The 25,520-nt window shown below is 42.0% G+C and carries 20 protein-coding genes; 7 read left to right on the plus strand and 13 right to left on the minus strand.

Features of this window, described 5'->3' with window-relative positions; genetic code table 11:
• Nucleotides 1-28: 28 nt before the first annotated feature.
• Entirely contained in the window at nucleotides 29-2,074 is a 2,046-nt protein-coding gene (locus HWV01_RS18385) for a HAMP domain-containing sensor histidine kinase (protein ID WP_211672911.1), read from the minus strand.
• Nucleotides 2,071-3,537: a sigma-54 dependent transcriptional regulator gene (locus HWV01_RS18390; RefSeq protein ID WP_211672912.1), complete on the minus strand. Its 1,467-nt coding sequence runs from the start codon at nucleotides 3,535-3,537 to the stop codon at nucleotides 2,071-2,073. The genes HWV01_RS18385 and HWV01_RS18390 overlap by 4 nt, the downstream gene beginning before the upstream one ends.
• 258 nt (nucleotides 3,538-3,795) lie before the next feature.
• On the opposite strand from HWV01_RS18390, the gene HWV01_RS18395 reads away from it, so the two are divergent.
• From HWV01_RS18395 to HWV01_RS18415, 5 genes are read left to right on the plus strand one after another with little or no spacing between them, the layout of a single operon-like run.
• Nucleotides 3,796-4,620, plus strand: a complete 825-nt coding sequence (locus HWV01_RS18395) for a substrate-binding domain-containing protein (RefSeq protein ID WP_211672913.1) — start codon at nucleotides 3,796-3,798, stop codon at nucleotides 4,618-4,620.
• A 27-nt stretch (nucleotides 4,621-4,647) separates the two neighbouring features.
• On the plus strand, nucleotides 4,648-5,349 hold the full coding sequence (locus HWV01_RS18400; RefSeq protein WP_211672914.1) for an ABC transporter permease: 702 nt from the start codon (nucleotides 4,648-4,650) through the stop codon (nucleotides 5,347-5,349).
• Nucleotides 5,350-5,364: 15 nt separating this feature from the next.
• Complete coding sequence (locus HWV01_RS18405) at nucleotides 5,365-6,123, plus strand: ATP-binding cassette domain-containing protein (protein WP_211672915.1); 759 nt, start codon at nucleotides 5,365-5,367, stop codon at nucleotides 6,121-6,123.
• The gene (mobA, locus tag HWV01_RS18410; RefSeq protein ID WP_211672916.1) at nucleotides 6,056-6,643 is read left to right on the plus strand and encodes a molybdenum cofactor guanylyltransferase MobA; all 588 of its coding nucleotides are present in this window, start codon (nucleotides 6,056-6,058) and stop codon (nucleotides 6,641-6,643) included. Before HWV01_RS18405 ends, mobA begins: the two co-directional genes overlap by 68 nt.
• A gap of 10 nt (nucleotides 6,644-6,653) precedes the next feature.
• A complete protein-coding gene (locus HWV01_RS18415) occupies nucleotides 6,654-8,462 on the plus strand; it encodes a bifunctional molybdopterin-guanine dinucleotide biosynthesis adaptor protein MobB/molybdopterin molybdotransferase MoeA (protein ID WP_211672917.1) in 1,809 nt (602 codons plus the stop codon).
• A 124-nt stretch (nucleotides 8,463-8,586) separates the two neighbouring features.
• On the opposite strand, the gene HWV01_RS18420 is transcribed toward HWV01_RS18415, so the two are convergent.
• The 8 genes from HWV01_RS18420 to HWV01_RS18455 all read right to left on the minus strand — a co-directional run bounded on the left by HWV01_RS18420 (nucleotide 8,587) and on the right by HWV01_RS18455 (nucleotide 17,301).
• Entirely contained in the window at nucleotides 8,587-9,639 is a 1,053-nt protein-coding gene (locus HWV01_RS18420; RefSeq protein ID WP_211672918.1) for a formate dehydrogenase subunit gamma, read from the minus strand.
• 172 nt (nucleotides 9,640-9,811) lie between these two features.
• On the minus strand, nucleotides 9,812-10,429 hold the full coding sequence (gene fdh3B, locus HWV01_RS18425; RefSeq protein WP_211672919.1) for a formate dehydrogenase FDH3 subunit beta: 618 nt from the start codon (nucleotides 10,427-10,429) through the stop codon (nucleotides 9,812-9,814).
• A 12-nt stretch (nucleotides 10,430-10,441) separates the two neighbouring features.
• Nucleotides 10,442-13,297 carry a formate dehydrogenase subunit alpha gene (locus HWV01_RS18430; protein ID WP_211672920.1) on the minus strand — a complete coding sequence of 952 codons (2,856 nt, stop codon included), beginning with the start codon at nucleotides 13,295-13,297 and terminating at the stop codon, nucleotides 10,442-10,444.
• Nucleotides 13,298-13,309: 12 nt separating this feature from the next.
• Complete coding sequence (locus tag HWV01_RS18435; protein ID WP_211672921.1) at nucleotides 13,310-13,513, minus strand: formate dehydrogenase subunit or accessory protein; 204 nt, start codon at nucleotides 13,511-13,513, stop codon at nucleotides 13,310-13,312.
• Between the two features lie 22 nt (nucleotides 13,514-13,535).
• Nucleotides 13,536-14,135 carry a molecular chaperone gene (locus tag HWV01_RS18440; RefSeq protein WP_249185375.1) on the minus strand — a complete coding sequence of 200 codons (600 nt, stop codon included), beginning with the start codon at nucleotides 14,133-14,135 and terminating at the stop codon, nucleotides 13,536-13,538.
• 24 nt (nucleotides 14,136-14,159) lie between these two features.
• Nucleotides 14,160-15,869: a 4Fe-4S dicluster domain-containing protein gene (locus HWV01_RS18445; RefSeq protein ID WP_211672922.1), complete on the minus strand. Its 1,710-nt coding sequence runs from the start codon at nucleotides 15,867-15,869 to the stop codon at nucleotides 14,160-14,162.
• Nucleotides 15,870-16,142: 273 nt separating this feature from the next.
• Complete coding sequence (locus tag HWV01_RS18450; RefSeq protein WP_211672923.1) at nucleotides 16,143-16,829, minus strand: DUF3306 domain-containing protein; 687 nt, start codon at nucleotides 16,827-16,829, stop codon at nucleotides 16,143-16,145.
• Nucleotides 16,819-17,301, minus strand: coding sequence for a DUF3305 domain-containing protein (locus tag HWV01_RS18455; RefSeq protein WP_211672924.1), 483 nt, complete (start codon nucleotides 17,299-17,301; stop codon nucleotides 16,819-16,821). The genes HWV01_RS18450 and HWV01_RS18455 overlap by 11 nt, the downstream gene beginning before the upstream one ends.
• A gap of 203 nt (nucleotides 17,302-17,504) precedes the next feature.
• On the opposite strand from HWV01_RS18455, the gene HWV01_RS18460 reads away from it, so the two are divergent.
• Both HWV01_RS18460 and HWV01_RS18465 read left to right on the plus strand, forming a co-directional pair.
• Nucleotides 17,505-18,383, plus strand: a complete 879-nt coding sequence (locus HWV01_RS18460; protein WP_211672925.1) for a formate dehydrogenase accessory sulfurtransferase FdhD — start codon at nucleotides 17,505-17,507, stop codon at nucleotides 18,381-18,383.
• The gene (locus HWV01_RS18465) at nucleotides 18,380-19,294 is read left to right on the plus strand and encodes a helix-turn-helix transcriptional regulator (protein ID WP_211672926.1); all 915 of its coding nucleotides are present in this window, start codon (nucleotides 18,380-18,382) and stop codon (nucleotides 19,292-19,294) included. The genes HWV01_RS18460 and HWV01_RS18465 overlap by 4 nt, the downstream gene beginning before the upstream one ends.
• Before the next feature lie 106 nt (nucleotides 19,295-19,400).
• On the opposite strand, the gene HWV01_RS18470 is transcribed toward HWV01_RS18465, so the two are convergent.
• The 3 genes from HWV01_RS18470 to HWV01_RS18480 all read right to left on the minus strand — a co-directional run bounded on the left by HWV01_RS18470 (nucleotide 19,401) and on the right by HWV01_RS18480 (nucleotide 25,467).
• Entirely contained in the window at nucleotides 19,401-22,496 is a 3,096-nt protein-coding gene (locus HWV01_RS18470; RefSeq protein WP_211672927.1) for an Ig-like domain-containing protein, read from the minus strand.
• A gap of 9 nt (nucleotides 22,497-22,505) precedes the next feature.
• Nucleotides 22,506-23,810, minus strand: coding sequence for an OmpP1/FadL family transporter (locus HWV01_RS18475; RefSeq protein WP_211672928.1), 1,305 nt, complete (start codon nucleotides 23,808-23,810; stop codon nucleotides 22,506-22,508).
• A 535-nt stretch (nucleotides 23,811-24,345) separates the two neighbouring features.
• Complete coding sequence (locus HWV01_RS18480) at nucleotides 24,346-25,467, minus strand: enoyl-CoA hydratase/isomerase family protein (protein ID WP_211672929.1); 1,122 nt, start codon at nucleotides 25,465-25,467, stop codon at nucleotides 24,346-24,348.
• Nucleotides 25,468-25,520 lie beyond the last annotated feature (53 nt).

Consider the following 25,520-nt stretch of genomic DNA (forward strand, 5'->3'; position numbering starts at 1 on the left):
TTCTTCACTTACAGATAAACTCACCGTGCTAATACACCTCAACAGGCAGTAATAAATCATTATGTATGACAGCTTTTTCGTGTAAATAAATAGAGAATGTCGATCCGATGCCAAGATCAGATTTTACCGTGATCTTGCCGCCAACTTCGCTAATAATACTTTGACTCACAGATAACCCTAACCCTGTACCACTACGACGTGTAGTAAAAAACGGGTCAAAAATACGCGCTAAATTGTCTTCACTGATACCACACCCATGATCACTAATATGTACCGCTGCACCAATAATATTACCGTTATCATCATGCCAGTCCTCAGTTGTAATCTTTAACAACCCTTTATCACCCATGGCATGTACACCATTCATTTGCAGGTTAACTAATACTTGTAAAAGTTGATGACGGTTCACTTCCACACAACATTTAGCATCAAGTTGCGATTCAATCTGAACATCGGCAGATTTAGTGCCAGAACCAACCAAAGTTAAACTCTCTTTTACAATCAAATTTAAGTGCTGCCAAGTGATCTCATCTTGCACCCCACCTTGACGGCTATACTGCAATAAGCTCCGGGTTATGTTCCGGATACGATCAATCTGCTCATGTATCGCCTCAAGCTCTTCTGTGACTCGTTGACTGTCTTCTCCGAGCTCGAGTTGCAACAGTTCCACATTGCCGAGAATCACAGCAGTAGGGTTATTAATTTCGTGGGCAATCCCTGCGGTTAACTCACCAAGGGCTGCCAGTTTTTCACTCATCACCAACTTACTGCGCGTTTGATTTAGTAGCTTAATGTATTGCTCTAACTCTTGAGTTTTATCATGTAAGCTCTGCGTTCGGCTATGGACCTTATCCTCAAGCTCCAGCGAAGCGCGTTTAATTAAATCATTACGCTGTTGCAATTGATCTAACATGGAATCAAATTGCTGACCAAAAATCGCTAATTCATGATCCTTACATAACCCCAGATCACCAATACGACGATTTAGCCCTAACGGTACCACTCTCACCACATTATGGATTTTTTCAATCGGCCTGAATAAGTCCCGTGCGCCACGATATACCAAGCCACCAGAAAGCAACAATAGCGCAATAATACCCACGCTAAATTCAGCAATATTGGTTAGAAACGTTTCCAATAATGGCCACTCTAAATAACCGGTGTAGAGCATACCGATCACATGACCATTATAGTCTCGTAACGGTTCATAAGCGGAGATGTACCAATCATCGTAAACGAATGCCCGACCAACCCAGTTATCTCCAGCAATAAGTACCTGCTGTTTCACTTCTAGAGATACGCGGGTGCCAATTGCACGACCATTAAGCTGATCACTATTAAGCGGAACATTAGTGCTTACCCGGATATCATCCATAAAGAGTGTCACCGTCCCTATGCTATCTAGCGGTAATGTCCCATCGCTGTAAACAAGGTCTCGAATACGGTCAACAAGTTGGGTGCTATTATTCAGTAATATGCCACCATCAATAATCCACTCGAGTTGATTATCACGATTAAAAATCGGGATCAAATTACGGCTAATAAGCCCTCGATACTCCAATTTATGTTCTCGTAATAACGGGATCTGAGCTGACACTGGCAACGTACTATTTAATGCAAACAATTCATCATGATTAAGTACTTGAAAAAACGTTTGTGCTTTGCCGGTAAGTAATAACTGTTGATTCACCAACGGGAACAAGTCTAATGCTGACGCAGGATGTAATACCACAAAATCTAATGCGTAATTTTCAGCTTGCCGTTTAACCCATTCTGGTAACTTGCTTTCATTTGTGCGCAATAAATGTTGGAAATCATAAGATGAAGACAGTGACGTCAAGTTCATCCGTTGTTCTTTTTGCAATAACTCTATACTGTTATGCGCAACCGCCAGATCCGATTTCACGTTCATTAATGCGTTTTGCCATGTATACGTCACTGTCCAGTACATAGTCAGTGCAAATAAAGCAAACAGCGTGATCACTATCGGCATCGATGTAAGCACGAGCAAACGATAACGAACCATGGTTCTAAAACGCTTAATCCATAACAGTATAAATTGTTTCATTTTCATAAGGCGGCTTCATCAATCCATTCTTTATATTTACGCTCTAGCGTTTTACGTGCCACACCAAGCTTACGTGCAGCCGCTGACTTATTCCCTTCGTGAGAGTCAACTACCTGCATGATATGTGCTTTTTCTACTTCTTTTAATGTCCATGTCGTTGGATAACAATATTGCTCTTCATCACCGATGGCCTCAGACGAGCAACGACAAGGACTCTCTAGATTTGCTTCATCCATACGAATCTGGTCAAATGGCGTAATAGCCGCTCTTGGCAGCCGAGTAGCATCACCTTGCAGCTCTCGCCAATATTCCGCAGGCGGCTTACCGAGCAAAATACAACGTTCCATCATATTCCGTAATTCACGAATATTACCTGGCCAATCATATGCTTGCATCGCAAGTATATCTTCATGTGTCCAACTGACACTCTTCATGCCTAAATCATTAGATAATTTTAGTGTAAAATGGTGTGCTAATGCAGGAATATCTTCAACACGATCACGCAGGGGTGGTAAGTCCACCGTTAATACATTTAGACGGTAATACAGGTCCTGACGAAAACGCCCCGCTTCGACTTCCACTTTTAAATTACGATTGGTTGCCGCGACAATACGCACATCAATGGGAATTTCACGCTCACCACCAACAGGTCTAATCGCTTTTTGCTCTAATACCCGTAATAACGACGATTGCATGGCAAGTGGCATTTCACCAATCTCATCGAGGAATAAGGTACCACCGTTGGCAACGCGAAATAGCCCTTCTCGGCTTTTTTTAGCGCCCGTAAACGCACCTTGAATATGACCAAACAATTCGCTTTCTAATAGGTCCGGTGCAATCGAACCACAGTTTAATGGTACAAAAGGACCATTACGTAAACTAAGTTGATGTAAAGCCCGCGCCACTAATTCTTTACCGGTACCCGATTCACCTTCAATTAATACAGCCGCCATAGATGGGGCAATCTGGGTTATCAGCTTTTTCATTGATAAGGTTTTAGTCGCATCACCGATAATATCGATAGGAAATGTACGTTCTATATCACGTTGCAGCGCAAAGTTCTGACGTTCTATTAAACGACGTTCGATACAGCGACTTACCGATTGCATCATTTGTTCGAGGTTGAACGGTTTTAAGATAAAGTCTGAAGCACCTGCCCGTAACGCTTTAATCGCAGTATCTAAATCGGCATAGCCAGTCATAAAGATCACATCACTACGACGCGTTTGTGGATCAAATGCTTCGTGCCACTCAATACCAGAGCGCCCAGGTAAATTAATATCAACAATAAGTAAATCGAAATGGCAGCGCTTACGGAGTTCTTCAGCTTCTTCGATGCTACCAGCAGTATCAACTTGGGCAAATTTTTTGCTTAACGCTTTCTTTAAGACCGCGCGCATACCCGGTTCATCATCAACAACAAGTACAGAGACCGCTGCCCAAGAGGGAGAAGAAGTAAATTCAGACATAAATATAAATAACTACCGTAATTTTTTAAGTTGCGACATTTTGTCTCATATCGACTAACAAAGTCAAAGCTGTTTCAAGCCTTTATTTACGCCAAATCTAATTCAAACATCACCCACCCTTTTAAATCAACAATTTACCTGCATTCACAGTGTTTTATCTGGTTTATTTTTAATTTGGCATCTAATTTGCTATATAACGAGAAATACTGTGAGTTTTCAACTAACTTATATAAATAACTTTAACGTCAGGAAGACCTAATGACTGTAAAACCGATGAAATTTATCCAAACATCGCTTGCCTTATTCGCACTTGTAACAGCTGCGGGTGTCAATGCCGCTGACGATATGAAGATCCGCTTGGCCACCACTACCAGTACTTATCATTCTGGACTGCTTGATTTTTTGTTACCTGAATTCAAAAAAGACACTGGTTATACGGTTGACGTACTTGCAGCTGGTACGGGTAAATCACTGCGCATGGGTCAAAATGGCGATGTTGATTTGGTCATGACGCACGCAGCAAAATCTGAAGCGAAATTTGTCGATGCCGGTTACGGTGTACTACCACGTAAACTTATGTATAACGATTTTGTACTTGTTGGCCCAAAAGCTGACCCAGCAAAAATCAATGCCGGCAAAGATGTAGTGAAAGCATTAGCTGGTATCGCATCTTACAACGCAACTTTCATTTCTCGAGGTGATGATTCAGGCACCAACAAGAAAGAACTTGGGCTGTGGGCACAAACAAAAATGGAACCAAACTTTGGAGGCTATAAAGCAGTAGGCCAAGGGATGGGACCGACGCTGAACATGGCATCGGAACTGCAAGCATACACATTAACAGACCGTGGTACTTGGTTAGCTTACCAAAATAAACTAGACCTTAAGATTCTTGTACAAGGTGATAAGCGTTTATTTAATCCTTACCAAGTGATTTTAGTAAATCCGAGCCGCTATCCAAATATCAATTACCGAGGCGCAAAGATATTCAGTGATTGGTTAGTCAATCCAAAAGCACAAGCCATGATCAACAGTTATAAACGTAGCGGCGAGCAATTATTTGTTGCGAATGCCAAGTCTTAATAACCGTATTAGAAACCTAGAGACTTAATGGATATTTGGCAAACCACCCAACAAGCTGTACAACTTCTCTTCAGCGGCAATATGGCACTGTGGGGAATTGTCGGTGTGTCATTTTCAGTGTCTTTACTGGCGATTGCGTTGGTATTAATACCAGCATTGTTGATCGCATTTGCTCTCGCCTACGGGAAGTTCCCAGGGCGTTGGCTATTGCTATCATTATTCAATACCTGTCAATCCATCCCTACGGTAGTGATTGGCTTATTACTTTACATGATGCTATCTCGTGCAGGTCCGCTCGGTAATTGGCAAATGCTATTTACCCAAAAGGCGATGATCTTGGGACAAATGATGGTTTGTTTTCCGATTTTAGTATCCATGATGCATGCCGCGTTTCAAAACAGCGATCGCCGTGCTTGGGAAACAGCATTAACCTTAGGTGCAAGTCTACCCCGCGCATTATTAAGTTTGATGTGGGAATGTCGTTTCCCACTCCTTGCCGCCATTATCGCTGCATTTAGTCGTATTATTACTGAAGTTGGTTGCTCTATGATGGTTGGCGGTAATATTTTAAATTCAACGCGAAATATTCCCACGGCAATCGCATTAGAAAGCTCGAAAGGCGCGTTTGCACAAGGTGTTGCCCTAGGTATGGTTTTATTGATCCTTGCGCTAGGACTTAATTTCTTATTATCCTTCGCTCGTGGTAAAGCCCACTTGCGCACCAATTAGACTAAGGAATCGATCGTGTCGCAAATTACTATTCAAGCAGAAGATATCTCGATTCGATTTAAAGATCGTCTGCTATTTCACATTCCTCATCTTAAGTTCGGTCCGCAAGAAGCCATTTATCTCACTGGTGCTAATGGCGTCGGTAAGACAACGTTATTAAAAGTATTATCTGGTTTACAAAACCCTACCACGGGTAAAGTAAACTTACAGTGCAATACTTGGTTTCGCCGTTTATTTAAAAGTAACGCCAAAAATGGTGTTATTTATATGCACCAAACACCCTACATGTTTGACGGTAGCGTACTTGATAACGTTTGCTATGGATTAAAATTTACCCGAAAAGGCCGCCAAGAACAACGAAGTGAAGCGATAACAGCGCTACGTATGATAGGGTTAGAGACTTTAGCTAATGAACATATTTCGGTGTTATCGGGTGGCGAACGCCAACGTGTAGCAATGGCAAGAGCTTGGGTGCTCAAACCTAGCGTGTTATTAATGGATGAATCAAGTGCCAGCATGGATACAGAATCCATTGAGCGCCAGGTGATGCTAGCCAAAGATTTACTCGAGCGCGGTTCAACCTTAGTGATCACCAGCCACCAGCAAAATGCACTTACCGCACTTTGTCGCCGTCAATGGTGCATTAGCAATAGCAAACTAATCGAACGAGCTGATCTACAGCTCATCAAAAAAGATAAGGATACTTATGCCTTCGGCGGAACAAACAAGTTGGGTAATTTTAGCGGGCGGACAGGCCAGCCGTATGGGCGGTAATGACAAAGGTTTAGTTAAATTAGCCGATAAAGCCATGATCGAGCATGTCATCGATACACTTTCGCCACAAACCAGCAAGATCGCCATTAACGCAAATCGAAATCAAGACGTTTATAGCCAGTATGGCTCTGTATTTGGCGATCAGCTACAAGGTTATCCGGGCCCTTTAGGTGGTATGCATGCTGCTATTTTACATTTAAACGATGCAGAATGGATTGGTTTTGTCCCCTGTGATTGCCCACAGCTACCAAGCGATTTAGTCGCCCGTATGGCTGCAGCCTGTGAAACCAACACTGATATTGTGGTCGCCCATGATGGTGAGCATATTCAGCCAGTCGTGACGCTATTACACCGTCGCATTTTGCCGAAACTAGAAGCCTTTTTAGCGAACGGTGACCGCAAGATCATTCTATTATACCGTCAATGTAACATGCTCACGGTCGACTTTAGTGATCAACCCAACGCTTTTATAAACTTAAATACTCCAGCAGAATTACATCAGTTTGGACAAACAGAATGAGTCAACATCTATGAATAAAATCTACGCGTCACTCCCTTTACTCGGCTTTGCTGCATTCAGCGGTACAGGCAAAACAACACTGCTCGAGGCAATACTGCCTAAGTTAGTTGCGCGTGGTATTCGTGTTGCCGTGATTAAGCATGCGCATCATGATTTTGATATCGACCAACCAGGCAAAGACAGCTACCGCCTGCGTAAAGCGGGTGCTAACCAGATGCTGATTTCATCCCGTTGTCGCCGTGCATTAGTGACTGAAACGCCGGATGAAGAAGCGACGCTACCGCACTTGATCGCACAGTTAGATCAAACTCAGCTTGACCTAATTTTGGTGGAAGGTTTTAAACAACTGAATTTTCCTAAAATTGAATTACACCGCACTGAAGTCGGTAAACCTTGGTTACATCCAACGGACAATAACATTATTGCAATCGCAGCTAATGTATCTGCGCCAGCACCTTTAGCAGAAAAGACACCATTACCTAAGCTCAATATTAACGATCTTGAGCAGATAACCGAGTTTGTGCTCAGCTTTATTCAAGGCGAAGTGGGTGCTGTAAAGCCTGAACAACCTCAGGGATTACAGTGTGGCGACCTAACACCACAAGGTATGCTGTCTGTCGCAGAAGGTCGTGAGCGTATTCTTAGTCATATTGTACCACTTGAGCAATCACAGACTGTTGATTTAAAAGCAGCTTTGGGTCAAATTGTCGCACATGACGTACTTTCACCAGTGAATGTACCCCAACACACTAATTCTGCTATGGATGGTTATGCAGTCCGCGGTGATGATTTAAAATGTGAATGCTATAACGTTGTCGACCACGTAATGGCAGGACACAGTTACGACTTGCCACTTGAAAAAGGCCAAGCAGTACGGATCATGACAGGTGCTGCGGTTCCTGAGTGTGCCGATACAGTCGTCATGCGCGAACAAGCTGAGCAAATCGACAACACGGTGCGCTTTGATCTGAGTATGGCTGCAATTAACACTGGTCAGAATGTACGTCAAGCAGGCGAAGATTTAGCATTAGGCCAAACAGCCGTAGCCGCAGGTAGCAAGATCAGCGCGCCAGAGTTAGGGATGATAGCCTCACTCGGCATTAACCAAGTGACAGTTAAAAAACCTGTACGTGTAGCCATCTTCTCAACGGGTGATGAAGTACAGCATCCTGGTGAGACACAAAAAAATAACTGTATTTACGATTCCAATCGCTACACTTTGCACGCGATGTTAAGCCAAGCAGGCTGTGAAGTGATTGACTTGGGCATTATTGAAGACAGCGAAGCTGCATTAGAAGCTACCTTACAGCAAGGCAGCAAGCAAGCGGACTTGATCTTGTCCTCAGGTGGCGTATCTGTTGGCGATGCCGATTACATCAAAACCGTATTAGATAAGCTAGGACAAATTAACTTCTGGCGTATCAATATGCGCCCAGGTAGACCCTTAGCATTTGGCCAAATTAACGACACGCCGTTTTTTGGCTTACCGGGTAATCCAGTTGCAGTGATGGTGGTCTTCTTACAATTTGTTGAACCTGCTATCCGTAAACTACAGGGTATGGAAAATTGGCAGCCACAAATATTCAATGCAGTTGCTACAGAACGTTTCCGGTCTCGTCCTAATCGTACTGAGTATACCCGAGGTATTTTTGATTTTGATGCTAATGGTCGTTTAACCGTGAAAAGTACCGGACAACAAGGCTCAGGTATCTTGCGATCGATGAGTGAAGCTAATTGTTTAGTTGAAATATTACCTGAACAGGCGAATGCAGAAATTGGTGATTCGGTTCGCGTGATCCCATTACAAGGTCGCGTTTAGTACTCGTAACTCATTTAATCCTATTTTAGCAACGAGATAGGATTAAAAAATAGTGGCGTGCTCACATCACGCCACTATTCCCCCATCACGTCTACTCTTATTTTACGATCACTCTTACTTTTTATTACTTATCATCTGACTTTGATGATAATTCACTTTTTGGTTGATTCTCTGGTAAGTCTTTTACTTTTTCATACCAAATATCATGGTGCTCTTTTGCCCATGTTTCATCAACTTCACCCGTCACCATACCTTCTAGTGACGCTTCAATACCCACTAGACCGACATAAATGTGAAATACAAAACCACAAATAAGCATCAGTGATGCTAATACATGAACTAAGTTAGATAACTTCATATCAAGACGAGTTTGTCCGAAGATCGGAAAGTCGAGAATAAAGCCACTAAAAACAATAAATACACCACAAAATATCAGTAACCAAAACAGCGCTTTTTCACCACCGTTAGAAAAATCAGCTGATGGATGCGACCCTTTATGTTTGCCAGCCATGCCGCCCATTTTCTTAAACCAATTAATATCCACTTTGGTAAATAAGCTCTTACGCCACCATTTGATCATGACCGTGAACAGTAAAACCGCAAATAATGGACTAACATAGTTATGGTACTGTTTCGCGCCATAAATGATCATAGCCCAAATATCACGAGGGATAATAGGCTTAATCAAATGTTTACCATATACCAGTGTTAACCCCGTCAACGCAAGACTTAAGAAGGTAAATGCCATACTCCAATGCAATGTACGATCTATGAGACTCCAACGCTTAATTTTACGCCCCGTTCGCTGCTTACTTAATCTTAATGGACCTATGGTAAAATAAGCTAATATCACTAACCCAATACAACCCAATATCGCCAATGCACCTAATGGTGATATCCACTTTTCTTTAAGAATCGACCACGCCTGTCCAGATGAACTAATTAAGATACCGTGCTCTGCTGATTTTGATGTAGTGTAACCCTCTTGCCCATCTCGTACTGCACGCCAATAATCAGCGCCAGCAAAACCGGTAAGCTCACCTTCCACCGCTGACTCACCTAAGCGTTCACTGGTTGTATTGTTATCCGCGGTTTCACTAGCAAATGCCGACAAGGTAAAGCTCAGCATTAATACACTCACTAACAAAGTGAACCAATGTTGAATTCGCTTAGTCATTAAATCTCCTCACTGTGTTTAAACCACAGCGCTAAATAGACGCCTGATTATCACTAAACAAACAGTCTATGTTTATATTACAGCTAACCTATATTTATATTAAAAATAATCATTGTAGGTTCGTAACCAAGTCCTGACAGCTGGCTAATTTACATTAACCAGCCTGCCAGAATTAGCTTTCTTGCGGTTTACTCGCATCATAAGCAAGGTCGACAGTACTTGCCCAACCCGCATTTTTAGCGCCACGTGCAACAACACGTTCACTGTAAATATCAGAGATCTTCGCCGCATCACCAGCAAGCAAGGCTTTAGTCGAGCAAAGCGATGCACACATAGGTAATTTACCTTCTGCAATACGGTTCGAACCGTACTTTTTCTTCTCTTCTTCAGAACCAGGTTCTACACCCGGTCCACCAGCACAGAAGGTACATTTGTCCATTTTGCCACGTTCAGCAAAGGCATCTTGTTTCGGAAATTGCGGTGCGCCAAATGGGCAAGCAAATAAACAATAACCACAACCGATACACAGGTCTTTGTCGTGTCGCACAATACCGTCTTCAGTACGTTCAAAACAATCCGCAGGACAAACGGCCATACACGGTGCATCAGAACAATGCATACAAGCAACAGAGATTGAGCTTTCACCCGGTTCACCGTCATTTAAAGTAACAACACGGCGGCGTTGAATACCCCATTGTAATGCATCATCATTTTCATTCTTACATGCGGTGACACAACCATTGCATTCAATACAACGTTTAGAATCACACAGAAATTTCATACTCGCCATCGGAATGACTCCTTACGCTTTCGTAATTTTACAGAGGGTTACTTTCGTTTCCTGCATTTGTGTCACAGGGTCATAACCATAGGTTGTCGCAATGTTTGCAGATTCGCCCGATACATATGGGGTTGAACCTTCAGGGTAATTGCCACGTAAATCTTCACCTTGGAAATAGCCACCAAAGTGGAACGGAATAAAGGCAAGACCTGGTTTAACACGACGTGTAACCATTGCTTTAACGTGAATACGGCCTTTTTCAGCACCTTCGACCCACACCATTTCGCCATCTCTGAAACCTAAATCGTTAGCATCTTTTGGATTAACTTCAACAAACATTTCTTGTTGTAATTCTGCTAACCATGGATTTGATCGGGTTTCATCACCACCGCCTTCATACTCAACCAAACGGCCAGAAGTAAGTACAATCGGGTATTCACCTGATACATCTTTATCTTGGATTGATTTGTATAATGTTGGTAGACGGAACATCGCTTCACTGTCATTCCACGTTGGGTAATCAGTCACAAGATCACGACGCGGTGTGTATAGCGGTTCACGATGAAGCGGTACTGCATCTGGGAAGGTCCATACCACTGCACGGGCTTTCGCGTTACCGTAAGGGATACAACCGTGTTTAATTGCCACACGTTGAATACCACCTGATACGTCAGTTTTCCAGTTTTTACCTGCTGCTTTCACTTTCTCGTCAGCCGTCAGTTCGTCCCACCAGCCAAGTTGCTTAAGCAGTTTGTCACTGAACTCAGGGAAACCACTTTCTAGCTCACAATCTTTTGAATAACTGTCGACTGCTAATAAGCTTTCGCCATTACGTTCAACACCAAAACGTGCACGGAAGTTACCACCACCGAGCGCAACAGGTTTCGATGTATCATAAAGAATATGGGTACCTGGGTGTTTCATCTCTGGCGTGCCCCAGCATGGCCAAGGTAGACCATAAGTCTCACCATGAGCAGCACCACCTTCAGCTTCGAGAGTCGTTTTGTGGAACGTATGCCAGTTTTTCTGATGATCTTTTAGACGTTCAGGACTTTGGCCTGTGTAGCCAATCGTCCACATACCTTTATTGTATTCACGAGTAATATCTTCGATAACAGGTTGGTTGTTCTTCACTTCAATATTTTTGAATAATTGATCCGCTAGACCTAATTTTTTCATTAGCAAATACATGATCTCATGATCAGGTTTTGATTCGAATAGTGGTTCAATTACCTGATCACGCCACTGAATTGAACGGTTTGTTGCAGTAACAGAACCCGTTGTTTCGAATTGCGTCGTCGCTGGTAGCAAATAAACATTGTCAGTACGGCCGTTCATTACAGCTGCAACACCTGGATACGGGTCAACAATAACCATCATGTCCAGTTTGCCCATCGCTGTGCGCATTTCTGGTCCACGGGTTTGTGAGTTAACCGCGTGACCCCAATAGAACATGGCACGAATATTATCGTTTTGCTCGATATTGTCTTTATTTTCTAATACACCATCAATCCAACGTGATACCGGAATACCGGCATGGTTCATTGGTTTTTTACCACGGTAAGCATTTTGATCAAAGCGGCCTTTTAGCCACTCATAATCAACATCCCATACGCCAGCCCAATGCTTCCAAGCACCTTCAGAAAGACCGTAGTAACCTGGTAAGTTATCTGCTAATACACCAAAGTCAGTCGCACCCTGTACGTTATCGTGACCACGGAAAATATTAGCACCACCGCCTGGTTTACCCATGTTGCCAAGCGCAAGTTCAAGGATGCAATATGCACGCGTATTATTGTTACCCGTTGTATGCTGCGTCCCCCCCATGCACCAAACAACACAACCAGGACGGTGTTCAGAAAGCAGTTTCGCCGTTTCATAAACATCCGCTTCTGATACACCAGAAACACGCTCTACTTCAGCAGGTGTCCATTTTGCAACTTCTGCACGTACATCGTCCATGCCGTAAACACGTTGGTGAATGAATTCTTTATCTTCCCAACCATTTTTGAACACGTGATATAACACGCCCCAAACGAAAGCAACGTCAGAACCCGGACGTAAAGACACATAGTGATCTGCTTTTGCAGCAGTACGGGTACGACGTGGATCTGCAACAACAATCTTACAGTTGTTCTTTTCTTTGGCGATAAGGATATGCTGCATCGCGACTGGATGCGCTTCAGCAGGGTTTGAGCCGATAAACAAAATTGATTTACAATTATGCATGTCATTTAGCGAGTTAGTCATCGCGCCATAACCCCAAGTATTTGCTACACCCGCTACTGTTGTCGAGTGACAGATACGAGCTTGGTGATCGACATTATTGGTGCCCCACATCGATACCATTTTACGGAACAAATACGCTTGTTCATTGTTATGCTTTGCAGAGCCTAACCAGTAAACAGAATCAGGACCGGATTCTTCACGGATCTTAAGTACTTGCTGACTGACTTCTTCAAGAGCTGTTTCCCAACTCATTTTTATCCATTTACCGTTAACCAGTTTCATTGGATATTTAAGACGTTTCGCACCATGACCGTGTTCACGTAGTGCAGCACCTTTTGCACAGTGACCACCCGCATTAAACGGATGATCAAATGCGGGTTCTTGACCAGTCCATACACCTTCTTGTACTTCGGCATAAATACCGCAGCCCACAGAGCAGTGAGAACAAATCGTACGTTTAATTTCAACGGGTGATTCTGGATCGACAGATTTCGCTTCGGCTTTTTTCATCATGCCCGGTGCGAACATGCCAACACCGACGGCACCACCTGCGGCAGCAATTGAAGAGTTACGCATAAACGAACGGCGCGAAATACCCAGTTGTTTTTCGTCCTTGTTGACCGTATCGGAACGTTTAGTTAATTTCATTTAGAGCTCCGCTTATAGAGAATCGTAGTAATCACGAATGTGTTTGGTTTCATGGTAACCCTTTGTATTTCCTTGCTTATCTTTCTGTTCTCGCGTGTCGACAGATGCATTAACAGAGGTTGATACACCTGTTGCAATCGTACCTGCAGCGACACCTAAACCAATATTTCTTAACAATTGGCGGCGGTTTTCATCCGGCTTATTTTGTTTACTCATCCAGTTTGATCCTCTATCGTTATTATTTTTTTACGTCGATAAAACGTATTTTTTCAATACTTAAAAATTGCAAAGCTAGCTCGGCGACGGCGCTATAAAACACCGCGTTTTTCGCCACCTTTAAATCTTGGCAAAAACGCTCAAACCAGGTATCTATATGGCGATTAAAAAATTCAGCTTGTACTTTTTGATTACTTTCTGCGACTAACATCGTCATGACTTCGAGCAATGCAGCAATATGATCTTCCGGTTCTTTCACGTCTTCATCGCGTTGAAAACCCAGCTTTTTCAAATCATGGCGTAAATGCGCTAATGGCATTTCCATTAATGAACCGGTGAGGAACCAAGAACCAAACGGCACGATCTCACCGTGGCCAATACCAATAAACAAATCTTGGTATTCATCTTCAACCGCGGTTAATAAGGTCTTTTGTGACGCGAGTTTTAATAACGGCCAAGCTGCCGACATTCCCGTGGTTTGAATGAGTTCGTTCGGTGCATCCACATCTAAATTCGCTAACCAATCAATGACGTCAGCATCCGGTGCCTTACGTAATAGATGAGCAAGTAAACTATAGATATCGATACGTAATCTTGTTTCTTCAGCAACTGGCTGTGACATGTTTTGTGTTTCCATCATTTCGTTTTACACTCGCAACTGACTTGTTGGATCATCAGCCATGTCAGAAAAAATATCGCGTACACGACAGTCTTCACACATAGATAAACGGCGAATAGCATCACCCTGAAATTGTGAATGACCTTGTAATTTCTCGGTCAGCATTTGAATCATCGATGCTGGCGCAAATGCTTTACCGCAACTTAAACAGCAAGCAGGCTCTTCTTCATGGATCATCACGGTGTTTTGGCGGCTTTCAGCATCCCAGTTAACACCCGGTTTAAGACTAATCACTTGCTCTGGGCAAGCTTTTTCACATAAGCCACATTGCACGCAATCTTGCTCTTTGAACTGCAAACCGGGGCGTCCGCCAACAGCATGTAATGCACGGGTTGGGCATACAGCCACACACCCCATACATAGCGTGCAATCATCTGTTTTACATTCAACACTACCGTAAGGTGCATTTTCAGGTACGCTAGACAATGTTGGTCTAACTGTGCTTTGCGCATGTAATCTATCTAATGCACTAAACAATTTGTCACGCTTAGTCCCTGATAATTGCTCGGCTAATACACCGCTATCCATCACTGCGATCTTGTTATCTACCACAGGCAACAAAGATGCAGGGAACGCCACAAATTCAGCCGCGGAGCTAAGTTCAAACAAGCAAATGCGATCTGCTTCAAAACCAAGTTCAGTTAAGAAGTTATTCGCAATGGCTAACTCATCTTTTAAAACGCGATCAATTGTCGCTGGCATGTAAGCAATATTCGTTGCTAACAGTACTTGATGCGCACCATAAATCAGCGCGCTAAACCATGTATCTACACCCACAGTTGCTAACTCTTCCAGTGCAATCGGGATCACATTCGATGGTAATGACGGTAATTGCGCTGCAACGTTTTCTTCATCACGGTTACCAAAGAATAAGATCGTCGGCTTTACACCTCCCGCCATTTGATAACTGTTTAACAAACGATAAATGAAGTTCTGGGTTTTCTCTGGATCTGGTAATGCATACGTGATCGCTTCTGTCGGACAAGCCGTTGCACAAGTACCAACCCCCTGACATAAGAACGGATTAATCTCGATCGCATGGCCATTACTTGATAACGCACCTGCAGGACACGCATCAACACAACGTGTACAGCCGCTCACACCACGGGATGAATGTGCACAAATGTCATTATTTAGACGGAAATACTTAGGCTTATCAAACGTACCAAGCATGTCAGGTAAGGTTTCAATCACATCTGCAATCGCCGCTTTACCACTGCCGACAGGGTAATAACCAGGTGCAGGGATCTCGGTGTTGATAATGCTCTCGGCACTCATATCAACCACTAAATCAAAGCTATCACCACCGATAGTTACTTCCGCTAGATTGATATAGGTATCAAGTAACGTACCAGCTACGCGGCAATTCACTTCGAACGCGCCTAAGTAACCCTTTATTGTCACGTCATTACTAAAAAATACCTTAATGTCATTACTTGTTTTCGCAGTGTTTTCAGCTGCCTGCGAAGTCGCAAGGAGTGTCACTGAATTAAGTGTTGAAAATTGCGGGGCCAGCGCAGTAATAGTATCGTGCGGACCAATGATCAATAGATTCCCTCGGCTCTCGTAAGAGACCGTTGGCGGGATCAAATTCGATAATTCAACCGTACCAGCGATTGCACTTAAGCGTGCTTGACCATTGCTATCTGTAAATGTTTCTAGAATACTTTTTAACATTGCTATTCCTGTATACTCGTCACCGCAAAAATTGGTGCCGATTAAACTACGAGTTTAGTGCCCGAAGCTCTTTCTGCCGTACGGTTTTTACCGTACTTTATGCTGTAGCTAATAGAGCAATAACCGAACCAACTTTTAACGGAAAAAAATGACCTATAAAGAACTAAAGTCAGATAAAGACAGTTGATGCACTTCCAACTGAGACATTTTGTCGCTACAAATGATCACGCCTGTATCAAATTGTCCCGATTAAAATAAGGGTTATTAGTCCCTTTATGTCTCACCTTGCTGAATAATTTTGTGATGTGGCTCATCGCAGCCTTGCGATAATTTGAAATCTTCCGTGACGGGTTCAACTGTTTCATCTTCAACAGCTGACATTTCTGCTTCTTCTGTTCGTTCAATACTGGCGTCTTCTACTCGATCTTCTTCCTGTACTCGATCCGTTTCCGACATCAACTCCGTTTCTTGCTCAGGTTCTTCTAATACTGTCTTAACCCAACCACGTAACTGCTTTGCGATACTATCGTCGAGTTTAGGGATATTAGAAAAGTCTTCAGTATGATCGTCCATATCACTGATATAGTTGAATTCATCTGAATGAAATAATTTAGCGAGCGCCGCTTTTTTTACTGATTTATCAACCCCCTGCTTTATAAATGAAACGACGCCGCTGTCAAATGTCACACTATCTACATCTGCAATTGTTAATACGTCATCACTGCTCTTGTCTGCAATATCGCTCTGCTTATCTACCGCATCATCGACAACGTCATTCGTCACTTTATCTAGCGTAACGGCTTGATTAATTTCTGCGTTAGCATCATAAACTGGCTCAAGAAATTGCTTAGATTCAGTTAATTCTTCAACCGCTTCATTCGTTTCCGATAACGTTGTTGAAGCTTTGTCTTTAGCCGTCAGAGAGCGGCTAGACCAACGTTGAAAAAAGTTAGTTGCCACTTGAACGTCCTTTTTTATCTTTATAACGTTTCTTTTTAAATTCAATCAGTTCGCCATGACGCCCAATGAATGCTTCCATCCAAGCCTGAACTGGTAAGGGCATTTGAATATGTAACACTTGGTAGTCGCCATCCATGTAACTGCTTGCGACACTTTGCGCAACAGTGATAAGTAACGGCGATAGCTGCTCATTATTTTCTTCACAAACAATAAACAAATGCGGGTCTTGTGAACTGAGGTTAAAACGATAATCAGTTCGTTCATCGCGGTATAACGTTAATACACGCTCATAACAGGTGCCAGTGCTGGCATCGTCTTGCGTGTGGTTGTGATCATATAATTCGACATTATCAATAGACCAAGACAGCGTCGTCCAGCGTCCAATTTGCTTTTCTTCAGAGCAAAGACGAAACCTGATTGGCCAACTTGATTCGTCTTTTTCTAAGCGCTTATGTTCATCAATTTGTTGCACACATGCTCCTTTATTCTATTTTTATAATTATTTAGTATTTTTATAATTTCTTATATAACGCACCCTACTCAGCAAAATTTAGACCAAGTTCAAGATAAGTGACAAATAAAATGGTGATACCCAAGTTACTTCAAGATGCAGGGGATAAGTTGGAATGAACTTTGCTTACCTCTTGATAGATATATAAACCAGCAGGACTTTCGATGCCGCAATTACCAAAAATAATTAAAACCAACTCTTCAGTTGAGCACACTATGACCGTCGACATCATGGATGAATATGGCGATACCATGACTAAAGAGATCGCGTGTGAACATCCGTTAACGATTTACTTAAACTGGGTAGAAATCGTAACAGTGATGACGCTCGGAGCCCGCCCTGCCGACCTCGTGCTTGGATATTTAAAAAACCAAGGTTTCATTGAAGACATTGCCGCGATTGAATCAGTAATTATTGATTGGGATACAAATTCTGCAGCCGTGATCACCCGTGAAAATACTGATGGTTTAGAAGATCAGTTATCGAAAAAAACCGTTACTTCAGGCTGTGGTCAAGGCACCATGTTTGGCAATGTAATGAAAAAACTAGAAGGTATCACACTTCCACAACCTAGATTACGTCAATCAAAACTCTATGGTTTGTTAGAAGCATTAACTCACCACAACGCAACTTATAAAGCGGCCGGTGCAGTGCATGGCTGTGCAGTGTGTAAAGACACCACTATTTTATCGTTTGTCGAAGATGTAGGCCGTCACAATGCAGTTGATACCTTGGCTGGGGAGATGTGGTTAAAAGGTCAAACAGGTGAAGATAAGATCTTTTATACTACAGGCCGCCTCACGTCTGAGATGGTGATTAAAGTAGCGCAAATGGGGATCCCGGTATTATTATCTCGATCCGGTGCTACACAAATGGGTTACGACTTAGCAAAAAAACTGGGTATTACCATGGTTGCTCGCGCCAAAGGTAATCGTTTTCAAGTATATAACGGTATGGCAAACCTAATTTTAGATGTCAAAGGCCCTGACGCAGAAGCGCTTGCACAAGAACAATCATCAACACTAATCGGTAAGAGTGCATGAGCGAACACTTCCCTGCTTTTATGAATGTAAAGCAAGTCGCTGAGTATTTAGACCTGAATGAAAAAAAGGTCTACACACTGGCTAACGATGGCCATTTGCCTGCAACGAAAGTAACGGGTAAATGGTTATTTCCCAAAGCAATGTTGGATAAATGGCTACTGGAGTCTTGTCATAACGGCGTACTAAATGACCGCTTACTCATCGCAGGTTCTGATGATCCACTCTTGCAACTGGTCGTGGGGAAGATGGCACAAAAGCTTGGCAGTACCGCACTGGTTGGTTATACCTCAACAGGCACTCGCCAAGGTTTAGCCATGCTCAGTAAAGGCCATGTGGATATTTGTGCGATACACTGGGGACATGCAGAAGAAGCAAGCTTGCGTCATCCAGCATTATTACAGCAATATCCAGGGCATAAAAACTGGGTACTGATCCACGCCTTCGAGCGTCAACAAGGCTTAGTGGTTAATAAAGAATTAGCCGATTTAGTAAACTCACGCTCTTTAAACTTACAAGAATTACTGACTTCACGCTGGCGCTGGGCACTACGTCAAGAAGGAGCTGGTAGTATGCGCGCCTTAGGTGAATGGTTGCATAATCATGCTTACACTGTCGATATGCTTACCGCAGCGGAAACTTGTCACAGTGAACGAGAGCTAGCGTCTTGCATTGCCCGTGGAGAAGCGGATGTGGGCTGCGCGAGTCAAAGCACTGCAGGCGAATTTGGTTTAGGGTTTATTCCGCTGAGTACCGAAGCTTTTGAACTCGTGATCCCAAAAAATATCTATTTCCGCACCTTGCAGCAACAATTGCTACAGTCGCTATCTGATATGAAAATCCAAGCTAAAGGAGATCAACTCGGTGGTTATAACTTTAGTCGTACAGGTCAACAAGTCTGGAGTGCCAATTAGCCTTAAATTTAAATACAAAGTAGACCTAAATATCACAACCTCAACTATCAAAGCTCCACCTATAGTCCCGTAACAGTTTAGGTGGAGCCATGAACATAGCTAAGCGTTATTTCATTGGTAGTGAAACCTGCTGTAACACCATACGGCCAGGTTCAATAGCGAGTTTCATTTTGCCTATATTCCCCAATATATACATTTCAACATCGAGCTCAATTTGATTTAAGTTCTTTAATTCAATATTCATACGACCATCCTCTAAAAATGTCAGAGGCCCTTGTAAATTAAGAGTAACAGGATAACTATGAAGATTATGAGTACCAAAAGTTATCTTCATGAATGGATTATCCATATATATATCTAAATCAATTTTAAAATTAAGCCTGTTCTCTTCTTCATTCCAAATAATATAGCCCGTGGGCACTTCTGTTTTACCATTTATCACTGGGTACTTAGTGCGCATAATCATTGTTCCGGTTGGAACAGTCATCACCATAGAAAAAATATCAGTTTCTACCGTAACGTCTACGCTTGAAGATATCAGTTGCGCACTATGGACCTTAACCGGTATGCGGTTATTTTCAGCATCATACTCCCCGACTTCCGTCGGCATAAAACCACTCATATACGTTTTAGCATAATCGTCACTACATATTTTATCTAACTCACAACCAACCACACCTCGCTTCAAAAGGTCCTTTGCTTCTAATATAGATAACAGGGCAAAATTACCATTCTGCACCTCTTCTTTCACAGGGTCCCAACGATAATCACGGTTGGTATCGGTTGTTGGCATCATCAATGGATTAAACACTAAGTTGTCAGCGGGTGCTGCACGAAATGGCACCAACATATCAGGGCCACCACGGCTCTCATGACTATCAGACTTAAGCAAGGTTGTTTGTAAAGGGTAACCTTGTGCGCTACATAGTACCTCACCTGTAGAGCAATCAACGCCACCTTTAGTTTCACCTTCCGCAGAAATTAAAGAATAACGATATACGTTTAAACCTTGATCTTGCCAGTTATCATCAGGAGAAAAGGTTAAGATTTTATTCTCATAATTGAGCACACCAGGAACCGTTCCGATACAGTTACCTGAACCGTTAGGTTCAACAATTTCGACACGGAACGACCCCGTATCACACGTTTCACCTAAACGTATACTGGCTTTATCCATCTGCTGACTGAACACGACAAAAATATCGCGGTCCTCTTGTAAACTAAATATATTTAGCTTTTGGTCAGGTCCTCTCTTTTTACCAGATTTATCCTCTACCTCCACCTTTAGACCACCAGCACAACGACCCGCAATATCCAGCCCTAAGTCAGTATCTTCAAAGGCGCAAGAATAGCCCGGCACCATACCTTCAACGGTAGGGGCAGTATAGCGAGGAGCTACAGGACTACCATGCTCTTCAAACACAGTACCTTGCTCTTTATTTGGAGTCGTAAAACTTTGCATTACATGGGTACTATTACCCGCAAGATCTTTAATTTCACCAGAGACTGTATAAGCCGTTGATGAGATTAAATTATCTATAGGGGCAATAATAATGGAAGCACCGTCCTGCGAAATATATGTTTCCACAGCCATACCATTTTCATCTTTAAGAATAAGATTCTGTAATGATGCGACATCTAGCGGTTTGTTATAGGTAATGATTATATTGTCACCTAAGCTAAAGTGCGCAGTGTTCCAGTTAGGGTAAGCAGAATGGAATACAGGTAAGAGACTGTCGGCAGTAAGTGGTAGTGCTTCTGCTTCTGCTTTAGTATATGACTCCATATGAAATGATAGTTGCGCATGTGCATCATCAACACCTAAAATTTTCAAGTCAATTTCACTGATAGCATCAATGATCATCCTTGGCCCTTCAGTTCTAACCGTCCCTATAAATTCAAGATGCATAATATTCTGGCTGAAACCACCATTCGCTCTACCATTTATCTTACCGTTTTCAGTATAGCCATCAGCAGTCATTGCGACATCCATAAACAGGTGTAATTGCTTTGGTGCGTATTTATGATCTGAACTGGTATTATTAATTAAATAACCCGTCGCATCAGAAATAGTAGTCATGCGAATATTGCCGGTATCGTAACCTGCTGAAAATTCCCCCCCTACTTTAACGCTCAGATTCGAACTATTTAAAATAGAACCTTTGCGGATAACAAGGGGTGTTGAACGACCAAAATTAAGCAAGCTCGCGAATTCAGTCACCAAGTCAGAATTAATATAAGTTGTATCATTATTACCAATCAGTATTGATTGAATCGTTACCCCATTGGTGAGTTCTCCAGAATAAGGAGAAGCTTGCTCATTCGTATTTAGGGTAACATTCATTGTTTTAAATGAGCGTTTACCTGGATCTAATACCGTAAAATTTTTTTCTAGGCCTACAAAACTATTACCTAGGCTGTCCTTAACGCCGTTACTGACGATAAGTTGATAGGTAGCACCAACATCCAGATCGATTTCGGGATCAAATGTTAGATAACGACCTTTGGCAATCAAATCACCTTCGATTTGCTCTGTCGTACCTATTTTTTGAAATTTAAATGTCTCACCTAATACCAAGGTTTTGACATCAATTTCGTTGGTCATGCGTAGACGTAATGACGTGAACGTCGTAAACGGTAAGTCATTCGTGGGATAAAACCCGTTAGTATCCAATGCAAACTCAGCGGCGTTTTTTGCTAGGCGAGTTGTGAATATCAGCGGGTTTTGCATCGTTCTTTCTACGGTTAATTTTTGATTACCCTCTGCTTCATTAATCAATCCTATTTTATAAGTAACGGTATACTGCTCACCCGCTTTAAGCGCGCGTTTTGGTTTTAATGCCAAACCATTCGCTTTTGGATTGTCAGGATCTGTTGCAAAACTACTCTCAGTCACTTCGACCGATGTCACTTCAATCACATTTCCGTCACTGTCTATCAAGCTAAAATTTTGTACCGAAAGACTATCTAACGGATGCGAAAAGGATAATAGTACAGAGGTATTAACCGCGACATCTCTCTGACCGTTAGATGGGTATGAGTAAAACTCATGAGCATTAAACAGACTGTTCGCACGACGTTCAGCTAATGCACTAGGTGTTAAAACTAAATCATTACCATCACTACAACCTGAAAGTACGAAATAAAAAACAAGAAGAGCGAATTTAAAAAAATAATTGAAACAAGCGTTTATTTTTTTCATAGTGCCCCCTTAAAATTTAGTCGAAAATGAAAGTGCAATTGTTGACACTGAGCCGTCCAATTTAACCGGTTTATCATTTTCGCGGTCTTGATGCTTAATTATATGATCGGTACGTTTGAGTTTTTGGTACTGATATGCAAGGTCAATCTGCCAAGGGTAAGCCGTTAAACCTGTACCTTTATGAAAATAAGAAAAACCAGCACCAAACACTTTTTTATCGGCGCTTAAATAATTAACATCTAACGTTGATTTATCTGCATCTAATGGCGATTTTTCATAGCTTGCACCCGCCATTAATTTAAATGTATCGTTAAAGTTCAGTTCGATACCTGCGCGTGGAATATTGATATTTTTAAAACCAACACTCGCCTGGTCTTTCACTGCATCGCCTAACATCAAGTCATTCAAACTTGACCATTTTTGTTGCTCACCACTGAGTACTACACTTACCATTCCCGCTTTAACACGTATACCTGCAGAAATAGTATCTGGCTGGTATGCATCATACGTAAGTAAGTTAATTGGTAACTCGGACACAGTTTGCGTGATAGTTGCTAGTGCTTTAATATTTGTCTGGCCATAGCTTTCACCTCGGTAAGCAGCTGCGAGTGTGATTCCGTTACCAGCACAACTTTTATCACTACCACAGGCCATACGACCGAAATCTAGCATTACCCCACCAACAGGAGTCATCACAGGCTTTGCTGATACTGCAACATTTTCATTAGCAGGCGAAGTACCGTCTAACTCACTTTCCAAACTCATGGCTGCATCTGCATGTAATGATACTTGAGCCCCCCCACCAATGGTTAAACCTGGAATTATTTGAATAGAACCCGATGCAGCTAAAAATAATGGCTTCTCACCATAATTAAGCAACTGACCGGTCTCTGATGTTGCCGAACTAAACGCCATCATTTCTGACCCGGTATTTTCGATACCAGCAATCAAACCAAAATAAATGGGGTAAGAAAAATTAAAAAGGTTGGTTACATTAACATTCATCCCCACGAGTATCGGTTGTGTTACGTCATCAAATTTTTGATCGCCTGCAGTTACGCTCGGAGTTGCTGATAAATAACCCAGATACAGTTCACCTTGATCTGTAGCAGATAGTGCTGCGGGGTTGTAATATGCGGCTGATGACTGTGAGTTAAATAAAGAGAAGGATTGTGTCGAAGCTATATCTACGGGCGTTAAGCCAAATGTCGAGCCTAAGTTACCTAAGCTAGCCTGAACGCCTCCCGAACTAAGAGCTAATATAACTGGAACTGAAAGAAAAGAAATATTATTAAAAAATGTTTTTTTAGTCATTACTGCTAACTCCGTCTAGCAAAATTAAATATATTTAGACAATTAAGAAATTAATTTCGGTATAACCCTTTAAACTATCTTTATTCAATCTCCAATTTGGATTTTATATTTTCAATAGTTTCCACCAACCCACAAAGAGGTACCACCTAATGAGTAAGTTGATTAGGTTACTATTAAATTAAAAAAAAACAAATTTAACTTTTTAACTTTTCAAATTTTTAAATTTGGATCTTATTCCAGTGACCTTAAAAAGTATCAAGGTCACTTTATGGGTAAAATTTACGTAAATTTAACCCTTTTCATTAATTTTAATAACAACACGTTTTTATTAAACAAATGTCTTGCGTATCTATTGGTTAAGTGTGGAACAATAGGTTTTGCTCCGTCGAATCTAGCCATGCTAGTGATATCGACGAGCGAGAAGTGGAATATTGAACTGAATTAGCGACTAAACTGGTAGTCTTGCATTAATTTGTGGGACAGTTAGCGCCACGTAAAGACGCATAGAGCCATAATTAAAGAATTAAAATACAAATTACAGCTTACTTAAGGGATGATATAAACCGCGCCAAGGAGATACAAATAAAGCATCAACAAAATCAACAGGTACATCTTCAATCTGTTTAAATAACCAATTAGGCTTGTTGTCTTTATCAACTAACAAAGCCCTTACACCTTCAACAAGATCAGCATTTAGACAGACATTCATGGCTAAGTCTAATTCCAGCTGAAAACATGCCGCTAACGATAGCTCAGTATATTGGTTTACCTGCCGGTACAAGATATGCGCTGATATTGGGCTGCCTAATAGCAATTTTTTAACGCTGGTTTGTAACCACGGATCACAACTTTCGTGCGCTTGAATACATGCCATCACGTCAGTGAGTTCTGTATAAACACTCAACTGAGTAAACAAAGCTTGATGATTAATTAAATTACCATTGATGAAATTAGTATCCGCATACTGTTGAGCTAATAGCTGATCAACTTGTTGGTTATGTAAGGCAGTATCAGTTTGCCAATCAAGCCTGGTTAATGCATTCATCACATCCGCGTATTTTATTGCAGGAATTAAATACTCGCTTAACCCTAGATATTGCGCATCTTTGGCATTAATACTGGCTCCTGTTAACCCTAAAAATAGTCCGACACCTGGGTGTGGTAAACGATTTAAGAACCAAGTCGCGCCAACATCTGGGAATAAACCGATAGTAATCTCCGGCATGGCAATACGTGCAGTCTCAGTAACCACACGGTGACTAGCCCCCATAAACAGTCCTAATCCACCGCCCATAATTATGCCATCACCCCAAACAATCAGCGGCTTACCAAAGTTATGCAATAAATAATCGACTTGATACTCGGCAGTAAAATAGCCACTAACAACCTGCTGCTTAGCCTCATGGCCTTCTGTTACAACTAACGCTTGTTGTAATGATTTAACATCTCCACCTGCGCAAAATGCTTTCTCGCCAGTACTGGTAAGTAATACACTGACAACCCGATTATCACTTTGCCAAGCAAGTAACTGTAGACGTAATAATGGAAACATATCAGCACTCAGGGCATGTAATTGACGTGCTTTATTTAGGGTAATAACACCGATAATATGACCATCACTCGTCGCTAACTCATCAAATAATACGCTTGCTTCCATGTGAACTCCGACTTGATAAAAAACCAGTGTAGCCAGATTAAGTCGATTAATTC

It is taken from the genome of Moritella sp. 5 (genome assembly GCF_018219455.1).
GTDB lineage: Bacteria > Pseudomonadota > Gammaproteobacteria > Enterobacterales > Moritellaceae > Moritella.